19 protein-coding genes are annotated in these 18560 nt (G+C 31.7%); 8 read left to right on the plus strand and 11 right to left on the minus strand.

Annotated features, from left to right (window positions below; translation table 11 throughout):
- Positions 1–3: 3 nt before the first annotated feature.
- Complete coding sequence (locus AC3ATN_RS02035) at positions 4–1278, minus strand: ribonucleotide-diphosphate reductase subunit beta (RefSeq protein WP_487531548.1); 1275 nt, start codon at positions 1276–1278, stop codon at positions 4–6.
- Positions 1279–1536: 258 nt separating this feature from the next.
- Positions 1537–2118: a DUF3109 family protein gene (locus tag AC3ATN_RS02040; protein ID WP_487531549.1), complete on the minus strand. Its 582-nt coding sequence runs from the start codon at positions 2116–2118 to the stop codon at positions 1537–1539.
- Between the two features lie 83 nt (positions 2119–2201).
- On the opposite strand from AC3ATN_RS02040, the gene AC3ATN_RS02045 reads away from it, so the two are divergent.
- A complete protein-coding gene (locus AC3ATN_RS02045; protein ID WP_487531550.1) occupies positions 2202–2774 on the plus strand; it encodes a MarC family protein in 573 nt (190 codons plus the stop codon).
- A 4-nt stretch (positions 2775–2778) separates the two neighbouring features.
- Positions 2779–2973 (plus strand): hypothetical protein, encoded by a 195-nt coding sequence (locus tag AC3ATN_RS02050; protein ID WP_487531551.1) that lies wholly within the window; start codon positions 2779–2781, stop codon positions 2971–2973.
- 3 nt (positions 2974–2976) lie between these two features.
- Here the strand turns inward: AC3ATN_RS02050 and AC3ATN_RS02055 are convergent, their stop codons facing one another.
- Genes AC3ATN_RS02055 through AC3ATN_RS02065 form a run of 3 tightly spaced genes read right to left on the minus strand, consistent with a single transcriptional unit; the run spans position 2977 to position 4735 of the window.
- Positions 2977–3396 carry a deoxycytidylate deaminase gene (locus AC3ATN_RS02055; RefSeq protein WP_487531552.1) on the minus strand — a complete coding sequence of 140 codons (420 nt, stop codon included), beginning with the start codon at positions 3394–3396 and terminating at the stop codon, positions 2977–2979.
- A gap of 34 nt (positions 3397–3430) precedes the next feature.
- Entirely contained in the window at positions 3431–4009 is a 579-nt protein-coding gene (locus AC3ATN_RS02060; protein ID WP_487531554.1) for a HupE/UreJ family protein, read from the minus strand.
- Positions 4010–4012: 3 nt separating this feature from the next.
- Positions 4013–4735, minus strand: a complete 723-nt coding sequence (locus AC3ATN_RS02065) for a TerB family tellurite resistance protein (RefSeq protein WP_487531555.1) — start codon at positions 4733–4735, stop codon at positions 4013–4015.
- A gap of 68 nt (positions 4736–4803) precedes the next feature.
- Between AC3ATN_RS02065 and AC3ATN_RS02070 the strand changes: the two genes are divergently transcribed.
- A complete protein-coding gene (locus tag AC3ATN_RS02070) occupies positions 4804–5214 on the plus strand; it encodes a BrxA/BrxB family bacilliredoxin (protein ID WP_487531556.1) in 411 nt (136 codons plus the stop codon).
- Here the strand turns inward: AC3ATN_RS02070 and AC3ATN_RS02075 are convergent.
- The 6 genes from AC3ATN_RS02075 to AC3ATN_RS02100 are packed head-to-tail and all read right to left on the minus strand — an operon-like array spanning position 5211 to position 13664.
- On the minus strand, positions 5211–6677 hold the full coding sequence (locus AC3ATN_RS02075) for a sensor histidine kinase (protein WP_487531557.1): 1467 nt from the start codon (positions 6675–6677) through the stop codon (positions 5211–5213). The two genes, AC3ATN_RS02070 and AC3ATN_RS02075, sit on opposite strands and share 4 nt — an antisense overlap.
- Positions 6664–7215 (minus strand): CopD family protein, encoded by a 552-nt coding sequence (locus AC3ATN_RS02080; RefSeq protein ID WP_487531596.1) that lies wholly within the window; start codon positions 7213–7215, stop codon positions 6664–6666. The genes AC3ATN_RS02075 and AC3ATN_RS02080 overlap by 14 nt, the downstream gene beginning before the upstream one ends.
- Positions 7216–7222: 7 nt before the next feature.
- Positions 7223–10354 carry a WD40/YVTN/BNR-like repeat-containing protein gene (locus AC3ATN_RS02085; protein WP_487531558.1) on the minus strand — a complete coding sequence of 1044 codons (3132 nt, stop codon included), beginning with the start codon at positions 10352–10354 and terminating at the stop codon, positions 7223–7225.
- A 53-nt stretch (positions 10355–10407) separates the two neighbouring features.
- The gene (locus tag AC3ATN_RS02090; RefSeq protein ID WP_487531559.1) at positions 10408–11739 is read right to left on the minus strand and encodes an MATE family efflux transporter; all 1332 of its coding nucleotides are present in this window, start codon (positions 11737–11739) and stop codon (positions 10408–10410) included.
- Position 11740: 1 nt separating this feature from the next.
- Positions 11741–12775 (minus strand): ferrochelatase, encoded by a 1035-nt coding sequence (hemH, locus tag AC3ATN_RS02095; RefSeq protein ID WP_487531598.1) that lies wholly within the window; start codon positions 12773–12775, stop codon positions 11741–11743.
- 7 nt (positions 12776–12782) lie between these two features.
- Positions 12783–13664, minus strand: coding sequence for a helix-turn-helix transcriptional regulator (locus tag AC3ATN_RS02100; RefSeq protein ID WP_487531560.1), 882 nt, complete (start codon positions 13662–13664; stop codon positions 12783–12785).
- Positions 13665–13828: 164 nt separating this feature from the next.
- On the opposite strand from AC3ATN_RS02100, the gene hemA reads away from it, so the two are divergent.
- The 5 genes from hemA to hemF are packed head-to-tail and all read left to right on the plus strand — an operon-like array spanning position 13829 to position 18529.
- On the plus strand, positions 13829–15043 hold the full coding sequence (gene hemA, locus AC3ATN_RS02105) for a glutamyl-tRNA reductase (RefSeq protein ID WP_487531561.1): 1215 nt from the start codon (positions 13829–13831) through the stop codon (positions 15041–15043).
- Positions 15030–15944 carry a hydroxymethylbilane synthase gene (gene hemC, locus AC3ATN_RS02110; protein WP_487531562.1) on the plus strand — a complete coding sequence of 305 codons (915 nt, stop codon included), beginning with the start codon at positions 15030–15032 and terminating at the stop codon, positions 15942–15944. Before hemA ends, hemC begins: the two co-directional genes overlap by 14 nt.
- On the plus strand, positions 15944–16603 hold the full coding sequence (locus AC3ATN_RS02115; protein WP_487531563.1) for a uroporphyrinogen-III synthase: 660 nt from the start codon (positions 15944–15946) through the stop codon (positions 16601–16603). The genes hemC and AC3ATN_RS02115 overlap by 1 nt, the downstream gene beginning before the upstream one ends.
- Complete coding sequence (gene hemE, locus AC3ATN_RS02120; RefSeq protein WP_487531565.1) at positions 16596–17624, plus strand: uroporphyrinogen decarboxylase; 1029 nt, start codon at positions 16596–16598, stop codon at positions 17622–17624. Before AC3ATN_RS02115 ends, hemE begins: the two co-directional genes overlap by 8 nt.
- Entirely contained in the window at positions 17624–18529 is a 906-nt protein-coding gene (hemF, locus tag AC3ATN_RS02125) for an oxygen-dependent coproporphyrinogen oxidase (protein ID WP_487531566.1), read from the plus strand. Before hemE ends, hemF begins: the two co-directional genes overlap by 1 nt.
- The last annotated feature ends 31 nt before the right edge of the window (positions 18530–18560 follow it).

The raw sequence follows: 18560 nt of genomic DNA on the forward strand, positions 1-18560 counted from the left end.
ATTCTAAAATAGATCATCACTTGTTATACTTTGGGTTCTTTTACTATAATTTATGGATCGTTTTACAAAAAAATCTCCATGCTTTGTTCCTATAATCTCATCATCAAACCATTCAGTCTGCGAAACTAGATTTTGGTCAATCTCAAATACTTTATCAATCCCAATGCTTTCAAGAGAATTATTAAATCTATTTTTTAAAAACTCATTAATTACTGACTTCGGTAAAAAGTCTAGCTCTCCATTTTCAAAAATCCAATCCACAACACCCTGCTCCGCTTCAAAAGCTTGCTTGCATAGATTTTGAATCTTTTCTTGATATTCTGGTGTAAACCACTCAGGGTTCTCCTTTTGAAGAATTTTGATCAAATCTATCCCAAAATCACCGTGAATCTGCTCTTCTTTAGAAGTTGCCTCTACCACATTGGAAATGCCTTTTAGCATATTTTTGTGTTTATTGAAAGCCATAATTATTAAGAATTGAGAAAACAGAGAAACATGTTCTATAAATAGCGAAAATAGAAGAATAGCCTCGGCATATTCTTTATTATCATCACTTTTTGAGTTTTTAAGTGCTGTTTCTAAATACTGAACCCTCTTCATAATAGCCGGTTTCTTTTTAAGTTCTTTAAACTCGGAGTTCAATCCTAGTACCTCTAATAAATGAGAATAGGCATCCGCATGACGAACCTCACTTTCGGCAAAGGTTGATCCTACAGAACCGATCTCAGGTTTAGGAATTCTGTGATATAGATCTCCCCAAAATGATTTTACAGCTACTTCAATTTGAGAAATTGCCAACATGGTGTTTTTAATAGCACTTCGTTCTGGAACAGACAACCGTGACTTAAAATCTTGAATATCACTTGTGAAATTAAATTCTGAATGAATCCAGTAAGAGTGTCTTATAGCCGGAACATATTCATAAAGCTGAGGATATTCGTATGGTTTTAAGTTAATTCGTTTTTCAAAAAGATCAGACTGCCTTTGTTGACTTCTTTTATTTCGATATAAAATGTATGCTTTCGCTGATTCTGGAAAGTTATTTTCCATCAGTTGCGTCTCCACTATATCTTGAACCTCCTCAATTGTAGGTATATATTCTTGGTGTTCCTTTTTACGATCTAAGAGTTTTTGATTAACTGACAATGCTACATCCTGAGCATCTTGTTCAGTCCCGACTCCAACTGCAACCATTGCTTTTTCAATAGCTTCTGTAATTTTATCTAGATGAAACGCGCTGGTAGTCGAGTCTCTCTTAATTATCTGTTCAATCTCCATAGAATTTAAAATTAGCTCAAAAATATTCTGTCAGTTTAGATCAAAATAGATCTTTAATATTTTTTTTAGTTTTTATTGAATTATTTCATACTTACAAAGATTTAAAATTGTTAGTACAATTGAAAGGGGTACTTATTCACAAAGAGGCTTAGTTTTTAACAAAAAAAGCTAAATATCTTATTTTAAACAAAATCAATAAACTTCCAAGTATGTGATTTTCAATATTTTATAATTATTTTTCTCTGTTAAACCCCTTCTTTACTGAGAGCGCGACTTGAGCCATTTTTTTGCTGTTATAGATAATTTTTCATACCACTGTTTTCCAAATCTTCTAATCAAAGCATTTTTTACAAATTTATAGATTGGAATTTTTAATTCTGACCCCAAGGAACATGCTGTATCACAAATTGACCACTCATGGTAATTAACGGCAGTAAATTCAGAATAGTTTTGGACTCTAATTGGATATAGATGGCATGAAATTGGTTTGTAAAAATTTATCTCCCCTGCTTTATGTGCTTTTTCAATACCGCATTGAGCTTGTCCCTTATGGTCAAAAACTGTATAAGAGCATTCTTTTCCATCTATCAGTGGAGTTTCCCATTCACCATCAACACCTTTAATGTAATTACCTTGTTCTTTTAATGATTTTATACCCTTTTTCGATAAAAAGGGTGAAATTTTATCTTGAAGATCATCTAAAATTTTAATTTCATTTTTTTCCAAAGGAGCGCCTGCCGACCCAGAAACACAACATTCGCCTTTACACTTACCAATATTACACACAAAATCCTCGGAAATAATAGATTCTGAGACTATAGTATTATCAATTTGAAACATTTTTTAACTTAAATATTAAAGCTAAATTAACCATTAATATCTCGATGAGATATTAATAAGTTAAGTACTTTTGAAAAAAATAAATGTTGAATTTTAAAGAAATTTTTACGGCCGGTCTAATTCTTTTTGCCGTGATAAATATTATTGGAAGTATTCCTATTATAATTTCTCTTCGAGAAAAAGTTGGTCATATTGAATCTGAAAAAGCATCTATAGTTGCTGGTTTGATAATGATTGGATTTATTTTTGTTGGAAAAAACATATTAAGCTTGATAGGGATAGATGTTAATTCTTTTGCTGTAGCTGGATCATTAATAATTTTCTTTATTGCTCTAGAAATGATAATGGGCATTTCCATTTACAAAAATGACATACCAGAAACGGCATCAATAGTTCCGATTGCATTTCCAATTATTGCTGGGCCCGGAAGTCTAACAACATTACTTTCGTTGAGAGCAGAATTTGAACTTATAAATATAATTGCAGCTATAGGTTGTAATATCTTGATTGTTTATATGATACTTAAATCCTCTAATTTTATGTCAAAAATTCTTGGTAAAACTGGAATTGCAGTAATACAGAAGGTCTTTGGAATAATTTTATTATCCATTTCCGTAAAACTTTTCGCCACTAATGTTGGTCAAATTATTAATTAATTTTATGAAAAAATCTATATATATATTTTTAACACTTACCATTATTAGTTTAATATTTAACTTATATAAAATAGATTGGAACAAGTCTCTTGTCGGTGAAAGTTCAATTGCTCTAATAGGCGTTTTGTCTTCTGGATGTGCAATTTTACTCCTTTTAATCTTAAAGACTTCAATTAAAATTTCAGAAAAAGAAAAATAATTTTTAAGGCAAAAAATCTATTTGTACTCCAGCCTTTTTTAGAAACTCAATCCCAGACGTGTCTTTATATTCAACAGAATAAACTACTCTTATAATTCCAGATTGATGAATAAGCTTACTACACTCTTTACACGGAGAAAGTGTTATATACAAGGTTGAACCTTTACAGGACTGAGTCGAAGAAGCAACTTTAAGAATTGCATTTGCTTCAGCGTGGAGTACGTACCATTTTGTAAAATTATTTTCATCTTCACAATTGTTTTCAAATCCAGAGGGTGTACCGTTATAGCCGTCAGAAATAATCATCCTGTCTTTAACGATTAAAGCTCCAACTTGTTTTCTTTCACAATGTGACAATTTCCCCCATCTATTGGCCATATCAAGATATGCCTGATCATAAATATTTTGTTTTGAATTTGTCATTTAAGACGAAACTACAAAAATCTTAATCCAAGACCTAAAGTCTTTCGAAAAGCATTTTTAGTGATAAAATAAAAATCAAACAAGAACCAGATCTAATCCATAAAATGAATTTATCTTCAGAAAATTTAATTATAAAACTGTTTAACACTAAAACAAATGAAACTATTATAATTTGAGCAACCTCAATTCCAAAGGCAAAACCCAATAGTGATGCAAAAGAAGAGTCTTCTTGAACTAAAAGATTAAAGTATCTTCCAAAGCCTACGCCATGAATTAGACCCAAAAAAAGTGTTGACATTGTAAAATATTTGAATCTATATTTTTTGGAACTCCCAATAGTTTGGAAAATAATTATAGCAGAACTATACATTATTGTTATCGGAATTAAAGCTTCAATCCAATACAAATCGGTAGATATGTTAAAATAATAATTTAAAAAAAGTGTCAAACAGTGTCCTAAAGTAAAAAGTGTTACCCATTTTAAAAGCTGAACTCCCTTTTTAAATGTAAAGGGAAGAGATATTACAATAAAAAAATAAAAATGATCAAATCCATCCAAATCTAAAACATGATAATATCCTAATTTTAAAAAGAATAAAAATGTTTGAAGCATAAATTAAAATTTATGTTTGTTTTTTAAAATTTCATATGCTTCTTGAACCTGAATGAATTTTTCTTCTGCTCCTTTTAACAAATACGGATCTTTAGTTTGAAGTTTATCAGGATGATATTTTTTAACCATCAAACGATATGCTTTTTTAATTTCTTCAACTGATGAGTTTATATCAATTTCAAGTATTTTATATGCACTGTTTTCTTCTTTAATGAACATCGCTTTGATACTTTCAAAATCTGCAAGATTAATATTTAGACTCGATGATATTTGACTTATTTTAACTAATTCTAAGCTGGAGATATTTCCATCAGCCTTTGCAATACCGAATAAAAAATGAATTAGCTGAAGTCTTGTTTCATAGCTAGAGTTCGTCCTGAAAGACACTGTTATTTGATCCAAAGACTGATTTTGGAGCTTAACTTTTGAATTAAAAATTTTAAAAATCTCATCAGACTTATTTTTTCCATAATGACTTATAAAAAAACGTCTAACATACTCTAATTCTTTGGAGTCAACCTTTCCATCTGCTTTAACAACAATAGCAGCAAGTGTTAGCAATTTAATTTGCATCAAATTTCCATCAGTGGATCCAAATTTATTTTGATATTTAGAACCTGAATTGTTAAAAATTCTCTCTAGAACCTGACCTATTATATATCCTAAAATAGCACCTGGAAAACGAAAATAACTGAATCCAACAAAAGCAGAAACCCATTTAATCATAAAAGCGATATTTGACACCAAATATAACTATGTCTGTAAGGTTTCTTTATTATATTTACAAAAAAAACATGTATCCAAAAGAAATTTATGAACCCATGAAGGCTGAACTAACTGATTTGGGATTCGGTGACTTAAAAACTAGTTCTGATGTTGATGATGCTCTTAAAAAAAGTGGTACAACTTTAGTTGTTGTAAACTCAGTTTGTGGGTGTGCTGCTGCTAATGCCAGACCAGCGATTCGCTTATCACTATCTAATGAAATCAAACCTAATAATTTAGTTACTGTTTTTGCAGGAGTAGACAGTGAAGCAACTGAATTAGCGAGATCCTATATGGTTCCATTCCCTCCTTCTTCACCAAGTATTGCCCTTTTCAGAGATGGAGAGTTGGTTCATATGATCGAAAGGCATCATATTGAAGGGAGACCCGCAGATATTATAGCTGATAATCTTATTTCGGCCTATAACGAATATTGCTAATTAGATTTTTTAAATTTCAATTCTATCATAAATGTAGTCCCGATGTTGTTACGTGTTTGATAAGTTATCTTGCCTTTATGAGAATCTATTATGTTTTTTACAATCCCTAATCCCAACCCCATACCTTTGGTTTTGGTTGTAAATTTTGGTTCGAATATCTTTTCTTTCAGGTTAGGGTCAACCCCTTGACCATTGTCTTTAACGGATATAATTATTTTATTAGAGTCTGCCTTTAAGTTAACTTCGATCTTGGCTTGTTTTTTAGAATTTACTGATTGTAACCCATTTTGAATCAAATTGGTCATAACACGAATCCATTGGGTTCTATCTAAGGGATAGAGAACTTTATCTTTATTGGATGAAAAAACTACATTTTCATACTCAAATATTTCTGTTGCTCTTTTTGTAGCATCAACAATATCTGAAGAGAGTAGTTTAGCCTTTGGAAGGGTTGCAAAGTCCGAGAAAGTAGTTGCTACATTACTCATTATATCAATCTGTTCGATTAGTAATTTAGAAAATTCTTCAATATTATTCTTGTTACTTTTATCTGATGGATCGTATCTTCTTTGAAAGTTTTGTACGGAAAGTCGCATAGGTGTTAATGGGTTTTTAATCTCATGAGCCACCTGTCTAGCCATTTCTTGCCATGCCTGTTCGCGTTCAGTTTGAGCAAGCTTTTTTGCACTTTTCTCTAAATCATCTATCATTTTGTTATAGGAATTTACCAAACTATCAATTTCTCTAGAAGGATTCTTTAGATGAATTCTTTTATTTCGCTTTAATAAGCCAGTAGAGTTGATTTGAAGTCTCAACGTCTCCAACGATCTTGTTACGTATTTAGAAATAAAATATGCAAGACCAATTGATATTACAAGCATCAAAAGATAAACTTGATAAAGACTCTGCAAAAAAGTGTTTAACTCGTTTTCAGAGAAGGAAACATCCTCAAAATAGGGGAAAAATAAAATTGCATATTCAAAGCCTGATGCATCTTGAAGATACCTATACGAAGATTGAAATTTTCCAATTTCATCAATATTGTTTTCAACAAATCGATTTGAATTATTTTGTTTTATTCCTAACAATGTTAAGTTGTTTAATGTGTAATTATTAGCAATAATCTTTAGAGGTAAAAAGTTTACATATAATGGATTCCCTTCCAGATCAAAAACAGAATAATCTACATTAAGAATCGTTCTTACAGCTTCTAAATCATCTTTAAAACTCATCCATTTTTCTTGAGAAGAAAACTTCAGATCATTTTTAGACACCAAGTAGTTAATCTGAGAAAGCAACTGCTGCTCCTTTCGCTCCATTCTAAATTGATTATATGACTCTGACTCTGTTCCGTATTGGAAATATGTTGCTCCTAAAATCATTAAGCAAGTGGTAAGGACCAACAAAACCATAGCTAGAAACAGTCTTGTTCTTAATGAAATTTTAGCTTTAATTATTTGCATTATTTTTTCTATTAATTTTTTTATAGAAACGTATTCCTAATGACAAAAGTACTCCTAATCCAACGAGTCCAATAAGTCCAAAAATCCAGTTAAAGCTATTTTTAATTGAAACTAGAAAAACAATTGAAAAAAGAATTAAAGTTGCTCCTTCATTCCAAAAACGCATAAAAGTACTTGAATATTTGAAGATACCTTTTTGAAAATCAATATAAATTGAATGTGTTTTTAAATGATAAATTAATAAGAGGAAAACAAAAATAATTTTTATGATCATCCACTGCTGAGTTAACCATATTGGTACTAAATAAATTAAAACTAAAGCAAAAATAATGGCAAGAATTGCTGAAGGCCATGTAATGATGTACCATAATTTTTTAGCCATTAAATTTAGCTGTAATGTTAAAATTTCTTTCTCTATTTCTGACTTTTTTTGGGCTTCAATTATGTAAATAAAGAGTCTTGGAATATAAAACAAGCCAGCAAACCACGTAATTATAAAAATCAAATGTAACGCTTTAAAATAATCGTAATATTCTATCAAAAGATCAATCTATTTTTAAGTAATTCAGTTCAAGTTTTGCAAACTCTTTATTAAAAGAATCAACCTCCGTGTTTATAAGAAATTTATGGATCTTCAATTGGTTTTCTACTTTTTTAGTTAGCTCTAATCTAACAGCGTTGTCCTGATCTGTTGGTGGAAAGTCGTTCATGGTTACAAGTCTGTTTAAATGACCCAACTTGTTGGTCAATTTAATTGGAAAGTTAAGGGGGTCCTGATTGCTTTGGTTTTTAGTTTGGTATAATGTTTTTTCAATATTGAATAACTTATCCCGAAGCTTTTCAGACTTAGTAACAAGCTCAGCAATAGAGTCGGATTTTTGAAAATTTAACTCAAATTCCTTAAGTTTTAAGTTTATTTTTCTAATTTCCTTTATCGCTTTGTGAGCATTGTCAACTGTTCTATTTATTGAGTTAACAAAATCTAATTGTTTTTCAATGTCTGAAGCTTCAACCTCAGATCTGGGATCAATTAAAATCTCAAAAGGCATACTTGTTTTTATTCCATTCTTATTTAATGTTACTCTATACTTTCCCGGTGCAGACTTTGGTCCAGAAAATGAAGCCGACCAAAAAATCATACCATCTAATACTTCCGCCCCATCATGCTTTGTGTCCCAGACAAATTTATTGCTCCCCTTGGTGGGTGAAAGCATATTTTCTTTGTCATGATTGCTAAAGCTTTTAATTATTTTCCCATCCATATCTGAAAAACTAATTGAAACAGTGTCTTTTGAAGATTTGTAATCTTTTAAATTATAATAAACAATTACTCCATTTTCAATATTAGTACCTGCGATTTTACTTGATTTTCCTCCACTACCTCTGGTTCTGTAACTATCTTTTGGTGAAAATAAGTTTATTTCATTATTTAATTTTTTACTGTCCAATTGATGTAAAACTGTCAAATCGTCTATCATCCAGATACCCCTTCCTTGAGTTGCGACGATTAAACTATTATCTTTTATTATAATGTCAGTAACTGGAACTATTGGAAGATTTTTTTGAAACGAACTCCAAGATTCTCCATCATCATAAGAGATATAAATCCCTGATTCGGTTCCGGCATAAAGCAGTCCTTCTTTACCAGGATCTGATCTCATTACTCTTGTAAAATGTTCAGAATTTATTCCGTTTACTGTTTTTTTCCATGTTTTTCCATGATCAGTTGTCTTATAAATATATGGTTTAAAATCACCTGACTTATATGAAGTACCAGCTACATAAGTTTTTCCAGATTTAAAATATGATGTTTCTATACTATTTACCATCAATGATTTTGGTGCTTGATTTGGAGTTATATTTTCCCAACTTTCTCCTCCATTTTTAGTTAAATGGACTAATCCATCGTCACTACCTACCCATATTTCTCCATCACTTAGTCTTGATTCGCTTGCTGCAAAAAGAGTGCTGTAGTATTCTACTCCTGTATTATCTTGAGTAATTGGACCTCCTGATGATTTTAATTTTTCAGGATCATTTCTTGTTAGATCAGGACTTATTATTTTCCAGCTTTGTCCCTCATTTTCCGAAGTATGAACCTGGTTTGATAGTGTAAATAATTTTTTGGTGTCATGATGGCTGAAAAATATGGGGAAATTCCATTGAAACCTGTACTTCATACCTTCTGCTCCATATCCCATTGGATTATCAGGCCAAACATTTATACCTCTTACACTTCCTGTTTTGTGATTAACTCTGGTTAAAAAACCTCCATAACTTCCACCATAAACAATATCGTTGTTTTCAGGGTCTACAGCAATATGGGCAGATTCTCCTCCTGCGGTTGACTCCCAGTCATCCTCAGTAATGAATCTTCCATCTGATCTGTGTTTTACTCTTATTGTTGAATTGTCTTGCTGAGCTACATATATTCTGTATGGAAATGAATTGTCTGTTGTGACTCTATAAAATTGAGAAGTTGGCTGATTATAATATGTACTCCAATCTGATCCCCCATTATTGCTAATTTGGGCACCCCCATCATCCGCAATTATCATTCGCTGATTATTATCTGGGTCTATCCATAAATCATGATGATCACCGTGAGGTGCTCTATTGCTCTTAAATGTTTTTCCTCCGTCAATTGACTTGTGATAAGAAACATTCATTACATAAACGATATCTTGATTTTGAGTGTCAGCATAAATTTTAGAATAGTACCACGCTCTCTGTCTTAAAGATCTGTTAGAATTAACATACTTCCATGTTTTTCCACCATTATCAGATCTGTAAACCCCTCCTTTTTCTTCATTTTCTACAATAGCAAAAATCCTTTCAGAATTTACAGGAGATACGGTAACTCCAATAATTCCAAGAATACCTTTAGCGAACCCTTCATTACTTGATATTTTTGACCAAGTACCCCCGCTATCATTACTTTTCCATAATAAAGAGCCTGGTCCCCCACTAATCAGACTATAAGGAGTTCTTTTCAAATTCCAAGTAGAAGCGTAAAGAATTCTTGAGTTTTTAGGATCCATTTGTAATTCAACAGCACCGGCCTGATCGTTCGCAAACAATATTCTCTTCCAGGTTTTACCTCCATTAATCGATTTATAAACCCCTCTTTCATTTGTCGGTTTATAAATATTACCTAATACAGCGGCATAGACAATATTTGAATTTTTTGAATCTACAACGATTCTAGGTATGTGTCTAGAATTTGGAAGTCCTGAGAAAATCCATGTTTTTCCTGCATCAACAGATTTCCAAACCCCATTTCCAGAAGAAACATTTCCTCTAACTGTAACTTCTCCTCCTCCTACATATATGACATTTGAATCACTTGGAGCTACCGCTATAGAACCTATGCTCCCACCGAAGTATCCGTCTGAAATGTTTTCATATGTTTTACCCGAATCATTTGTTTTCCAGACTCCTCCTCCAGTCGCTCCAAAATAGTATAAATTGGGGTCATCTTTAACACCAGTAACTGCGGCTGAACGCCCTCCCCTAAAAGGGCCTATTTCACGAAACTTGAGACTTTCGTGTATACTTGAATCGAATGAAACAATTTTAGCTCTTTCTTTTTTCCTTTGACCAAAAATATTGGTAACTAAAAAAAACACTAAAACATAGCCTAAACCTCTAAATACTGGAAAATCAAAATTTTTCATTTATCACTTTTTATCAGAACAAATTACAAAACAAATTTAATACCTCAAATAATCTATTTTTTCAAGTTTTTAAACAAGAAATATCCTGTAACTATTGTTGAAATTAATTCTCCTAAAGGAAAAGCAATCCAAACTCCCATAACACCAATTTTATTTGATAAAATAAATAATAATGGGATGAAAAAGAAACCCTGACGCGTAAGGGTTAAAAGTAGTGCAGGCAGCGCTTTTCCTATTGCTTGAAAGTATGCTGACCCAATGAATTGAATTCCAATTATTGGCGTTGCTGCAAAAACCCATCGAAGAGCGGGTGGTGTTTGATTCAAAACATCAGAATCGTCTGTAAATAACTTGACGATCTCTTCAGAAAAAATAAAAATTAAAATAAATACTAGACTGGCTAATAAAGTAGAAAAAATCATTGCTTTAATAACAACTTCGTATACTCTTTTATAATTATTAGCACCATGGTTGAAGGCTGCAATCGGAATAAAACCTTGAGTTATTCCAATGACAGGAAAAAGAGCAAACATCAACATTCTACTAATTATAGCATATACAGCTACTGTAGTTTCTCCTCCCGAATTAAACAAAATATTATTAACAAGTAAGACAACGATACTAACCGTTGCTTGTCTTGCAAGTGTAACTGAGCCTAATGAAGAGATTTCTTTAGTAACATTAAATGATAAATAAAAATCATTTATTTTAAGCTTAAATACTGATTTATTTGATTTAAAATAATATAGAATATAAATAGCTGTTATTCCATAGGAAGCTGTTGTAGCCCATGCTGCCCCGAACATTCCATAGTCGTAATAAAAGATTAATACATAGTCTAAAAGTAAATTAGTAATTGACGGAATCATCATTGCATACATTGCATATTTAGGTTTTCCTTCTGCTCGCATTGTGTTATTACCCATCATGCAAAGTCCTAAAACAGGTACTCCGTAAAGAACTATTTTATAATATATTTTAGCTAATTCATATAACTCACCTTTCCCCCCAAATAAAGGTATTAAGTACTCTGAAAACAATAAACCAAAAAACGAAAAAGATAATGTTACAATAAGTGTTAGAGTGATTTGATTTCCAAAAGTTTTATTTGCTTTGGTCATATTTTTATCTCCCAAAGCTCTGGATATTATTGAACCTCCTCCAATACCAATTGCCATTCCAAGAGCAGCAATAAAAAAAGAAACTGGTAAAACAACATTAATTGCTGCTATTGCATTCGTACCAATCCATTGACCTACAAAAACGGTATCTATAAGAATGTTCAAAGACATTACTAAAATACCAATGGATGCAGGAACTCCTTGTTTAACTAGAAGTTTAAATATTGGATCAGTACCTAAACCTCCAGATAAGTTTTTTTCCATATTACGTTTCAACTGGAGCTAAAGCCCATTCATCAATCCATCTACTCAAAACTTTAACCCAGTCGTCGCGATCATTTATACAAGGAATTACGTGTAGCTTCTTCCCTCCTTTTTCTTCGAAATCTTCAGCTGCCTCCATCCCAATTTCTTCCAATGTCTCCAAACAATCGGAAACAAAAGCAGGAGTTGCAATTGCAAGTTCTTTGGTTCCATTCTCTGCAAAAGATGATACCGTCTTATCAGTGTAAGGTTTTAGCCATGAACCCAAAATAGAAACTCTTGATTGAAAAGAAGTAGAGAAGGTGCCTTCTTTTAACTCTAAATATTCTGCAACTTTTAAAGAAGTAGTCTCACATTGATGTTTATAACAATATTGATGGGCAGATGATTTTGTGAAACAGCATTTCCCATCCATTTTGCAATGTGATTTTGAAATATCTGATTTCCGAATATGCCTTTCTGGTACTCCATGATAAGAAAATAAAAGATGCTCCCAATTTTTTCCTTTTAAAGAATCTTGAATAGAATTCGCAAGAACCCTTATATAATCCGGATGATCATAAAATGATGGCAATGAAATAAACTTCATTTTTGGAAAAAACTCAGCTCTTATTTTTTCAGCTAAAACTAAAATCGTTTCAGTAGTTGCCATTGCAAATTGAGGATATAATGGAACGATTAAAACTTCATTGACCCCCTTTCTATTTAGCATATCTAAACCACTTTTGATTGATGGATTTCCATAACGCATAGCAAGAACTACTGGTACTGAAACCTTTTTTTGCACTTTTTTCATAAGCCGCTCAGAAAGAACAATTAGGGGAGAACCTTCTTTCCACCAAATTTTTTTGTAAGCCTCTGCAGATTTTTTTGGTCTTGTATTTAGAATGATGCCTTTAACCAAAAAAGTCCTAAACCACTTAGGCAAATCAATTACTCTTTCGTCCATCAAAAACTGATCTAAATAATTTCTTACATCCGGAGTTTTTGGACTTTCCGGGGAGCCTAAGTTAACTAAGAGTACACCCTTCATTATTATTTTTTTACGAAGATACTGACATTAGATATTTTTTTGGGGTAGTCCCATATTTCTTTTTGAAAGCAACTATAAAATGACTAGCTGTACTATACCCTAACTTAAGTCCAACTTCATTTACATTATAATTTTTTGATTCAAGCATTCTCTGAGCTTCAACCATTTTATGATCAAGCAAGTATCCATATACAGTATCTCCATACAATTGCTTAAACCCCTCTTTAAGTTTTTTTAAACTCAATCCAATTTCTTGAGATAGTTCATGTAAAGTTGGTGGCTCAGATATCCTCTCTAAAATAATTTCTTTGGCGTGTCTAATTTTTCTTACATTTTCTTCATCGACTAAAAATGGACATTGCTCAAGATCCGTATCGTCACTTTTATTGAAATATAAACTTAGTAATTCGTAAACTTTACCCTTGAAATATAAAGATTTCATACTATCGTGAACTTTAGCTTGAAGGATTTGACTTAAAACAACGGCTATGCTGGGAGAAAAAATACGATCATCATAAAACTTTCTTTTACTATTTTCAGGATTTAAAAAAAAGATATGATCTGCATCATTTGAGAATAAACTATGAAACTTAGAAATTGAAATTATAACACTTATGATCCAACTATTTGAATCTAAAGTTAAATTTAGTGGAAGATCTTGTGTCGGATTATATAAAAGGACTGCGTGCTCTTCATTAACAGGGAACTCATAATTACCATTATTAAATAAAAGTTTTCCAGCTCCTTTCAAACAGAAATGAAACTGAATATATTCTCTAGTTATCGACATTTTTTTCCGTAAAACACTTTTACTATTATTTTCATAACGAAGAACAATGAAACCTGGTTCTAATTGTGATCTTTCCTTGGAACTTTCATCGATATTTTCCATATTGATAATTGAATAGTTATTTAGATGAATTCTAAATTATAAAATCTTTTAAACACAATAAAATTAGTACATTTAATTGAAATGAAAACAAATTGGTTTAAAAAACTAAAGTCGGTATTAATAATTCGTCTATCGTTATTTTTTGATTTTTCTCAAATTTACTTTTGCAAAAGAATTTAAAAAACCAAGATTTGGATTCAAAAACATTTTTTGCAATAGGCATTAGCCATAAAGAAGCATCTCTTTCCTTAAGAGAGGGGTTCAGTCTTTCTTTGTCGTCATCCAAGACCATGTTAATTAAAGCAAAATTAAATGGTATTACTGAGCTTCTTATTACCAGCACATGCAATAGAACTGAGCTATACGGTTTAGTTGAAAATTCAAAAAGTCTGGTTGATTTACTTTGTGACTTTTCAAAAGAAAAAATAAAAAAGTTTGAAAAAATTGGGTATATTTTTCAAGGTAAAGATGCCATAAATCATATCTTCAGGGTAGGTGCAGGTCTTGAAAGTCAAATTCTTGGTGATTTTGAAATAATTGGACAACTGAAAAAATCCTTTTATCTGTCTAAAAAAACAGGAATGGCAAATGGCTTTTTAGAAAGACTGGTCAATAATGTGATTCAGGCTAGTAAACGTGTTAAAACAGAAACTGGGATTTCTTCAGGAGCAACCTCAGTTTCTTTTGCTGCTGTTCAGTACATTATGAATAATGTTAAAGATATTTCAAACAAGAACATTCTCTTATTTGGTGCTGGAAAAATTGGAAAAAATACATGTGAGAATCTTATAAAACACACAAAAAATAATCACATTATTTTAATAAACCGAACTAAGGAAAGGGCTGAAAAAATTGCAGGCAAATTTAAGGTTATTGTTAAACCCCATAGCGAACTTAATACTGAAATTAGAAAGGCTGATGTCTTAATTGTGGCAACAGGAGCTGAAAACCCAACAGTAAGCAAAGAGCTTATTCATCGTTCAAGCCCTCTTTTAGTTATTGATCTTTCACTACCAAGAAATGTAGTTCCTGAAATAAGTGAAATAGATCAAGTTTCACTTATTCATGTAGATGAATTATCAAAAATGACAGATCAAAATTTAATAAAAAGACAAAAACATATAGGTAAAGCAGAAATAATAATTACTGAAGTTGCAAAGGAATTCAATCTCTGGCTATATAACAGGAAATATGCTCCATTTTTAAATGCCTTTAAGACACGTTTGGAAAAGCCTATTTCAGGTTTGGAAGAAACAGCATCAAAGTTTACAGGTCAGATAGCCAGCTACCTGAAAGATAACCCTAAAAAAGCTTCAGCAACAATGGATTTACTGGTAGATCTTTTTGAACTTGAACTTGAGAAGAATGTCAAAACGTAAGATTCGAATTGGAACTAGAGAAAGCAAATTAGCACTCTGGCAAGCTAAAGCTGCTGAGAATCAACTAAAAAAATTTGGATATAATTCTTCAATTGTACCTATAAAAAGTGACGGGGATCAAAACTTAACTCAACCTATATATTCATTTGGTATTCAAGGTGTTTTTACTCGAGCACTAGATTCCGCTCTAATTGATGACAAGATAGATATTGCGGTTCACAGCTTGAAAGACGTTCCCACCGCGCTTCCGTCAGGAATAATTATAAACTCAGTTTTAGAAAGAGGAAATCCATTGGATATAATTTTATTTAAAAATGAGGAAGATTTACTTAAATCTCAATCTGTGGGCACTGGAAGTCTCAGAAGGAAGGCTCAATGGCTAAATAAGTATCCTCAAGACAAAACGGAACCCATAAGAGGAAATGTTCAAACTAGATTAGAAAAATTAGACAGCTTAACTATTAAAGGAATAATACTTGCAAAAGCTGGGATAGATCGTCTTGCAATTAATACTATAAAATTTAAAACTTTAAGCTGGATGATTCCTGCACCAGCTCAAGGAACAATTGGAATTGCTTCTCTTGAAAGCAATGAATTTATAAAAAAGGCTTTAGTAGGTGTGAATTGTGAAAAAACATTTTATTGTACTACTATTGAACGTGAATTTTTAAAAATATTAGAGGGAGGTTGTTCGGCTCCAATAGGAGCTTTAGCCTCAATAGAAAATGAAATAGTTAATTTTAAAGGTGGGCTTTTTAGTTTAGATGGGAAAGATTCGGTTTTGTGTAATTACAAATTTTCTTTAAATGAAGATCCTGAGTTTTTAGGAAAAAAATTCGCTTTTGAATTATTAAAAAAAGGAGGAGATAGAATAATAAGTAAAATTAAAAACAAGATTTAATGATTGTATTGTCAACAAAAAAATTAAATAAACAATTCAAATTTGCTTTTGATCAAAATGGAATTGATCTTGTTGAAACACCAATGATTAAGACAGAAATAATTCATTTTATATGGCCGGAAATTAAATTCGGAATAATCATCACGAGTTCAAAAGCATTGAAAGCATTATTAAATCATAGTCAACACGAAAGCCTAAAAGAATTACCCTTTTTTTGTGTAGGAACTAATACTAAAAACAGATTAACCAAATTGGGGTTAAAAGTATTAGAATGTGAAAACTCTGCGGAACATCTTGCTAATAAAATTCTTGAAAAATATTCTGATAAAATATTCAACTATTTTTGTGGAAAACAAAGACTCGATTCAATTGAGAAAATCCTTAAAAAATCTAATGTTCTCATTTCTGAGGTATACGAAACGAAAGAAGTTCCAAAAAAAGTCAGTGACAAATTTGATGGAGTTATTTTTTTTAGTCCTTCTGCAGTAAAAAGCTATGCCTCGACTAATTCCTTTAATTCACAAAAGTTTTTTTCTTGGGGTAATACAACTGGTAATGAAATTGCAAAACATACTAATAATTATTTTATTTCAAAAAATCCTGAAATAAATTCACTAATTCTAATAATTAAAAAACATTTAAAAAAAACAGATGATTAAAAATGATCTTTTTATTCGTGCACTCAAAGGTGAAGTTGTTTCAAGACCACCTGTTTGGATGATGAGGCAAGCTGGGAGATATCTCCCAGACTTTATGAAATTAAAAAATAAGTATGACTTTTTTACAAGATGCCAAACTCCTGAACTGGCTACTGAGATTACATTAATGCCAATAAATCAATTAGGTCCTGATGCGGCTATTTTGTTCAGTGATATCCTAGTAGTTCTTCAAGCAATGAACATTAAAGTTGAAATGAAAGACGGAGTTGGTCCGTGGATTCAAAATCCAATCAAAACTAAAAAAGACTTATCGAATATTTTTGTTCCAAACATTCATGAAAAACTAGGGTATGTTTTAGATGCTATTAAAATGACACAAATAGAATTGAATAACAGCATACCTTTAATTGGCTTTGCTGGATCACCTTGGACGCTTCTTTGCTATGCTATTCAGGGTCAAGGATCAAAAACATTTGATAAAGCAAAAGCATTTTGTTTTGAACAGCCTGAGTTAGCTCACGAATTTCTTCAAAAGATAACTGATACAACAATTTTATATCTTAAAGAAAAAGTAGCGGCAGGAGTAGATACAGTTCAATTATTTGATTCATGGGGAGGTCTTTTATCTCCAGAAGATTATGATCAGTTTTCGTGGTATTATCTTCAACAAATTGTAACAGAATTAAAAAAAATTACTCCAGTAATTGTTTTTGGAAAAGGATGCTGGTTTGCTTTAAATAAAATGAGTAAGTCTGGAGCTTCTGCACTTGGAATTGACTGGACTTGTTCTGCGCAAAATGCACGATACTTAAGCGGAGGCAACATAACTCTTCAAGGAAATTTTGATCCATCACGGTTACTTTCCCCTATTCCAGAAATTAAAAAACAAGTAAATCAGATGATAAATGAATTTGGCAAAGATAGATACATTGTTAACCTTGGTCATGGAATTTTGCCAAACATCCCGGTAAGTCATGCAAAAGCTTTTATTGATTCTGTAAAGCAATATGAAAGTATTTAATGAAAAAGAAATTTCTAGATTATATATACAAGCTTCAAGAAAAAATCACCTCTTCTCTTGAACAATTGGACGGTGAATCCAATTTTAAAGAGGATATCTGGAAAAGACCTGAAGGAGGTGGAGGTAAATCGAAAGTTCTGGAAAATGGTAGAGTTTTTGAAAAAGCCGGAGTTAATGTATCAGCAGTTAATGGTGTTTTACCTGAGAGTCTTGAAAATTACTTTGGAGTGACAGATTCAAGATTTTTTGCTTGTGGTCTGAGCCTAGTTATTCATCCTAAAAACCCAATGGTTCCAACTGTTCATGCAAATTACAGGTACTTTGAGCTTTATACTCCAGATGGAGAGCTAAAAGACCAATGGTTTGGAGGAGGGCAGGACCTTACTCCTTTTTACTTAATTGAGGAAGATGCGGTACATTTTCACAAAATATGTAAATTAGTTTGCGATAAACACTCCTCTTCCTTTTATAATATATACAAAGAAAAATGTGATTCATATTTTTGGAATCATCATAGAAATGAATCGCGTGGAATAGGAGGATTATTCTTTGATTATCTAAAGACAGAAAGAAATTACAAAATTAAAGACTGGTTTTCATTCGTTACTGATGTTGGTGATAGTTTCTTAGACGCATATTTACCCATTGTCAATAATAGAAAAAATTATAATTACAGTTCAGATCAAAAAAAATGGCAAGAGATAAGAAGGGGGCGCTATGTCGAATTCAACTTGGTTCATGATAAAGGAACTCTGTTTGGTCTCAAAACAAATGGAAGAATTGAAAGTATTTTAATGAGTTTACCTCCTAAAGTTCAATGGGTCTATGATCATGTTCCTGAAAAAGGATCAGAAGAAGACAAATTAATCCATGTATTACAAAATCCACGAAGCTGGACAACATGATGTATTTTTGTACCTTTAAAAAACACAAAGT

The organism is Candidatus Marivariicella sp. (genome assembly GCF_983056325.1).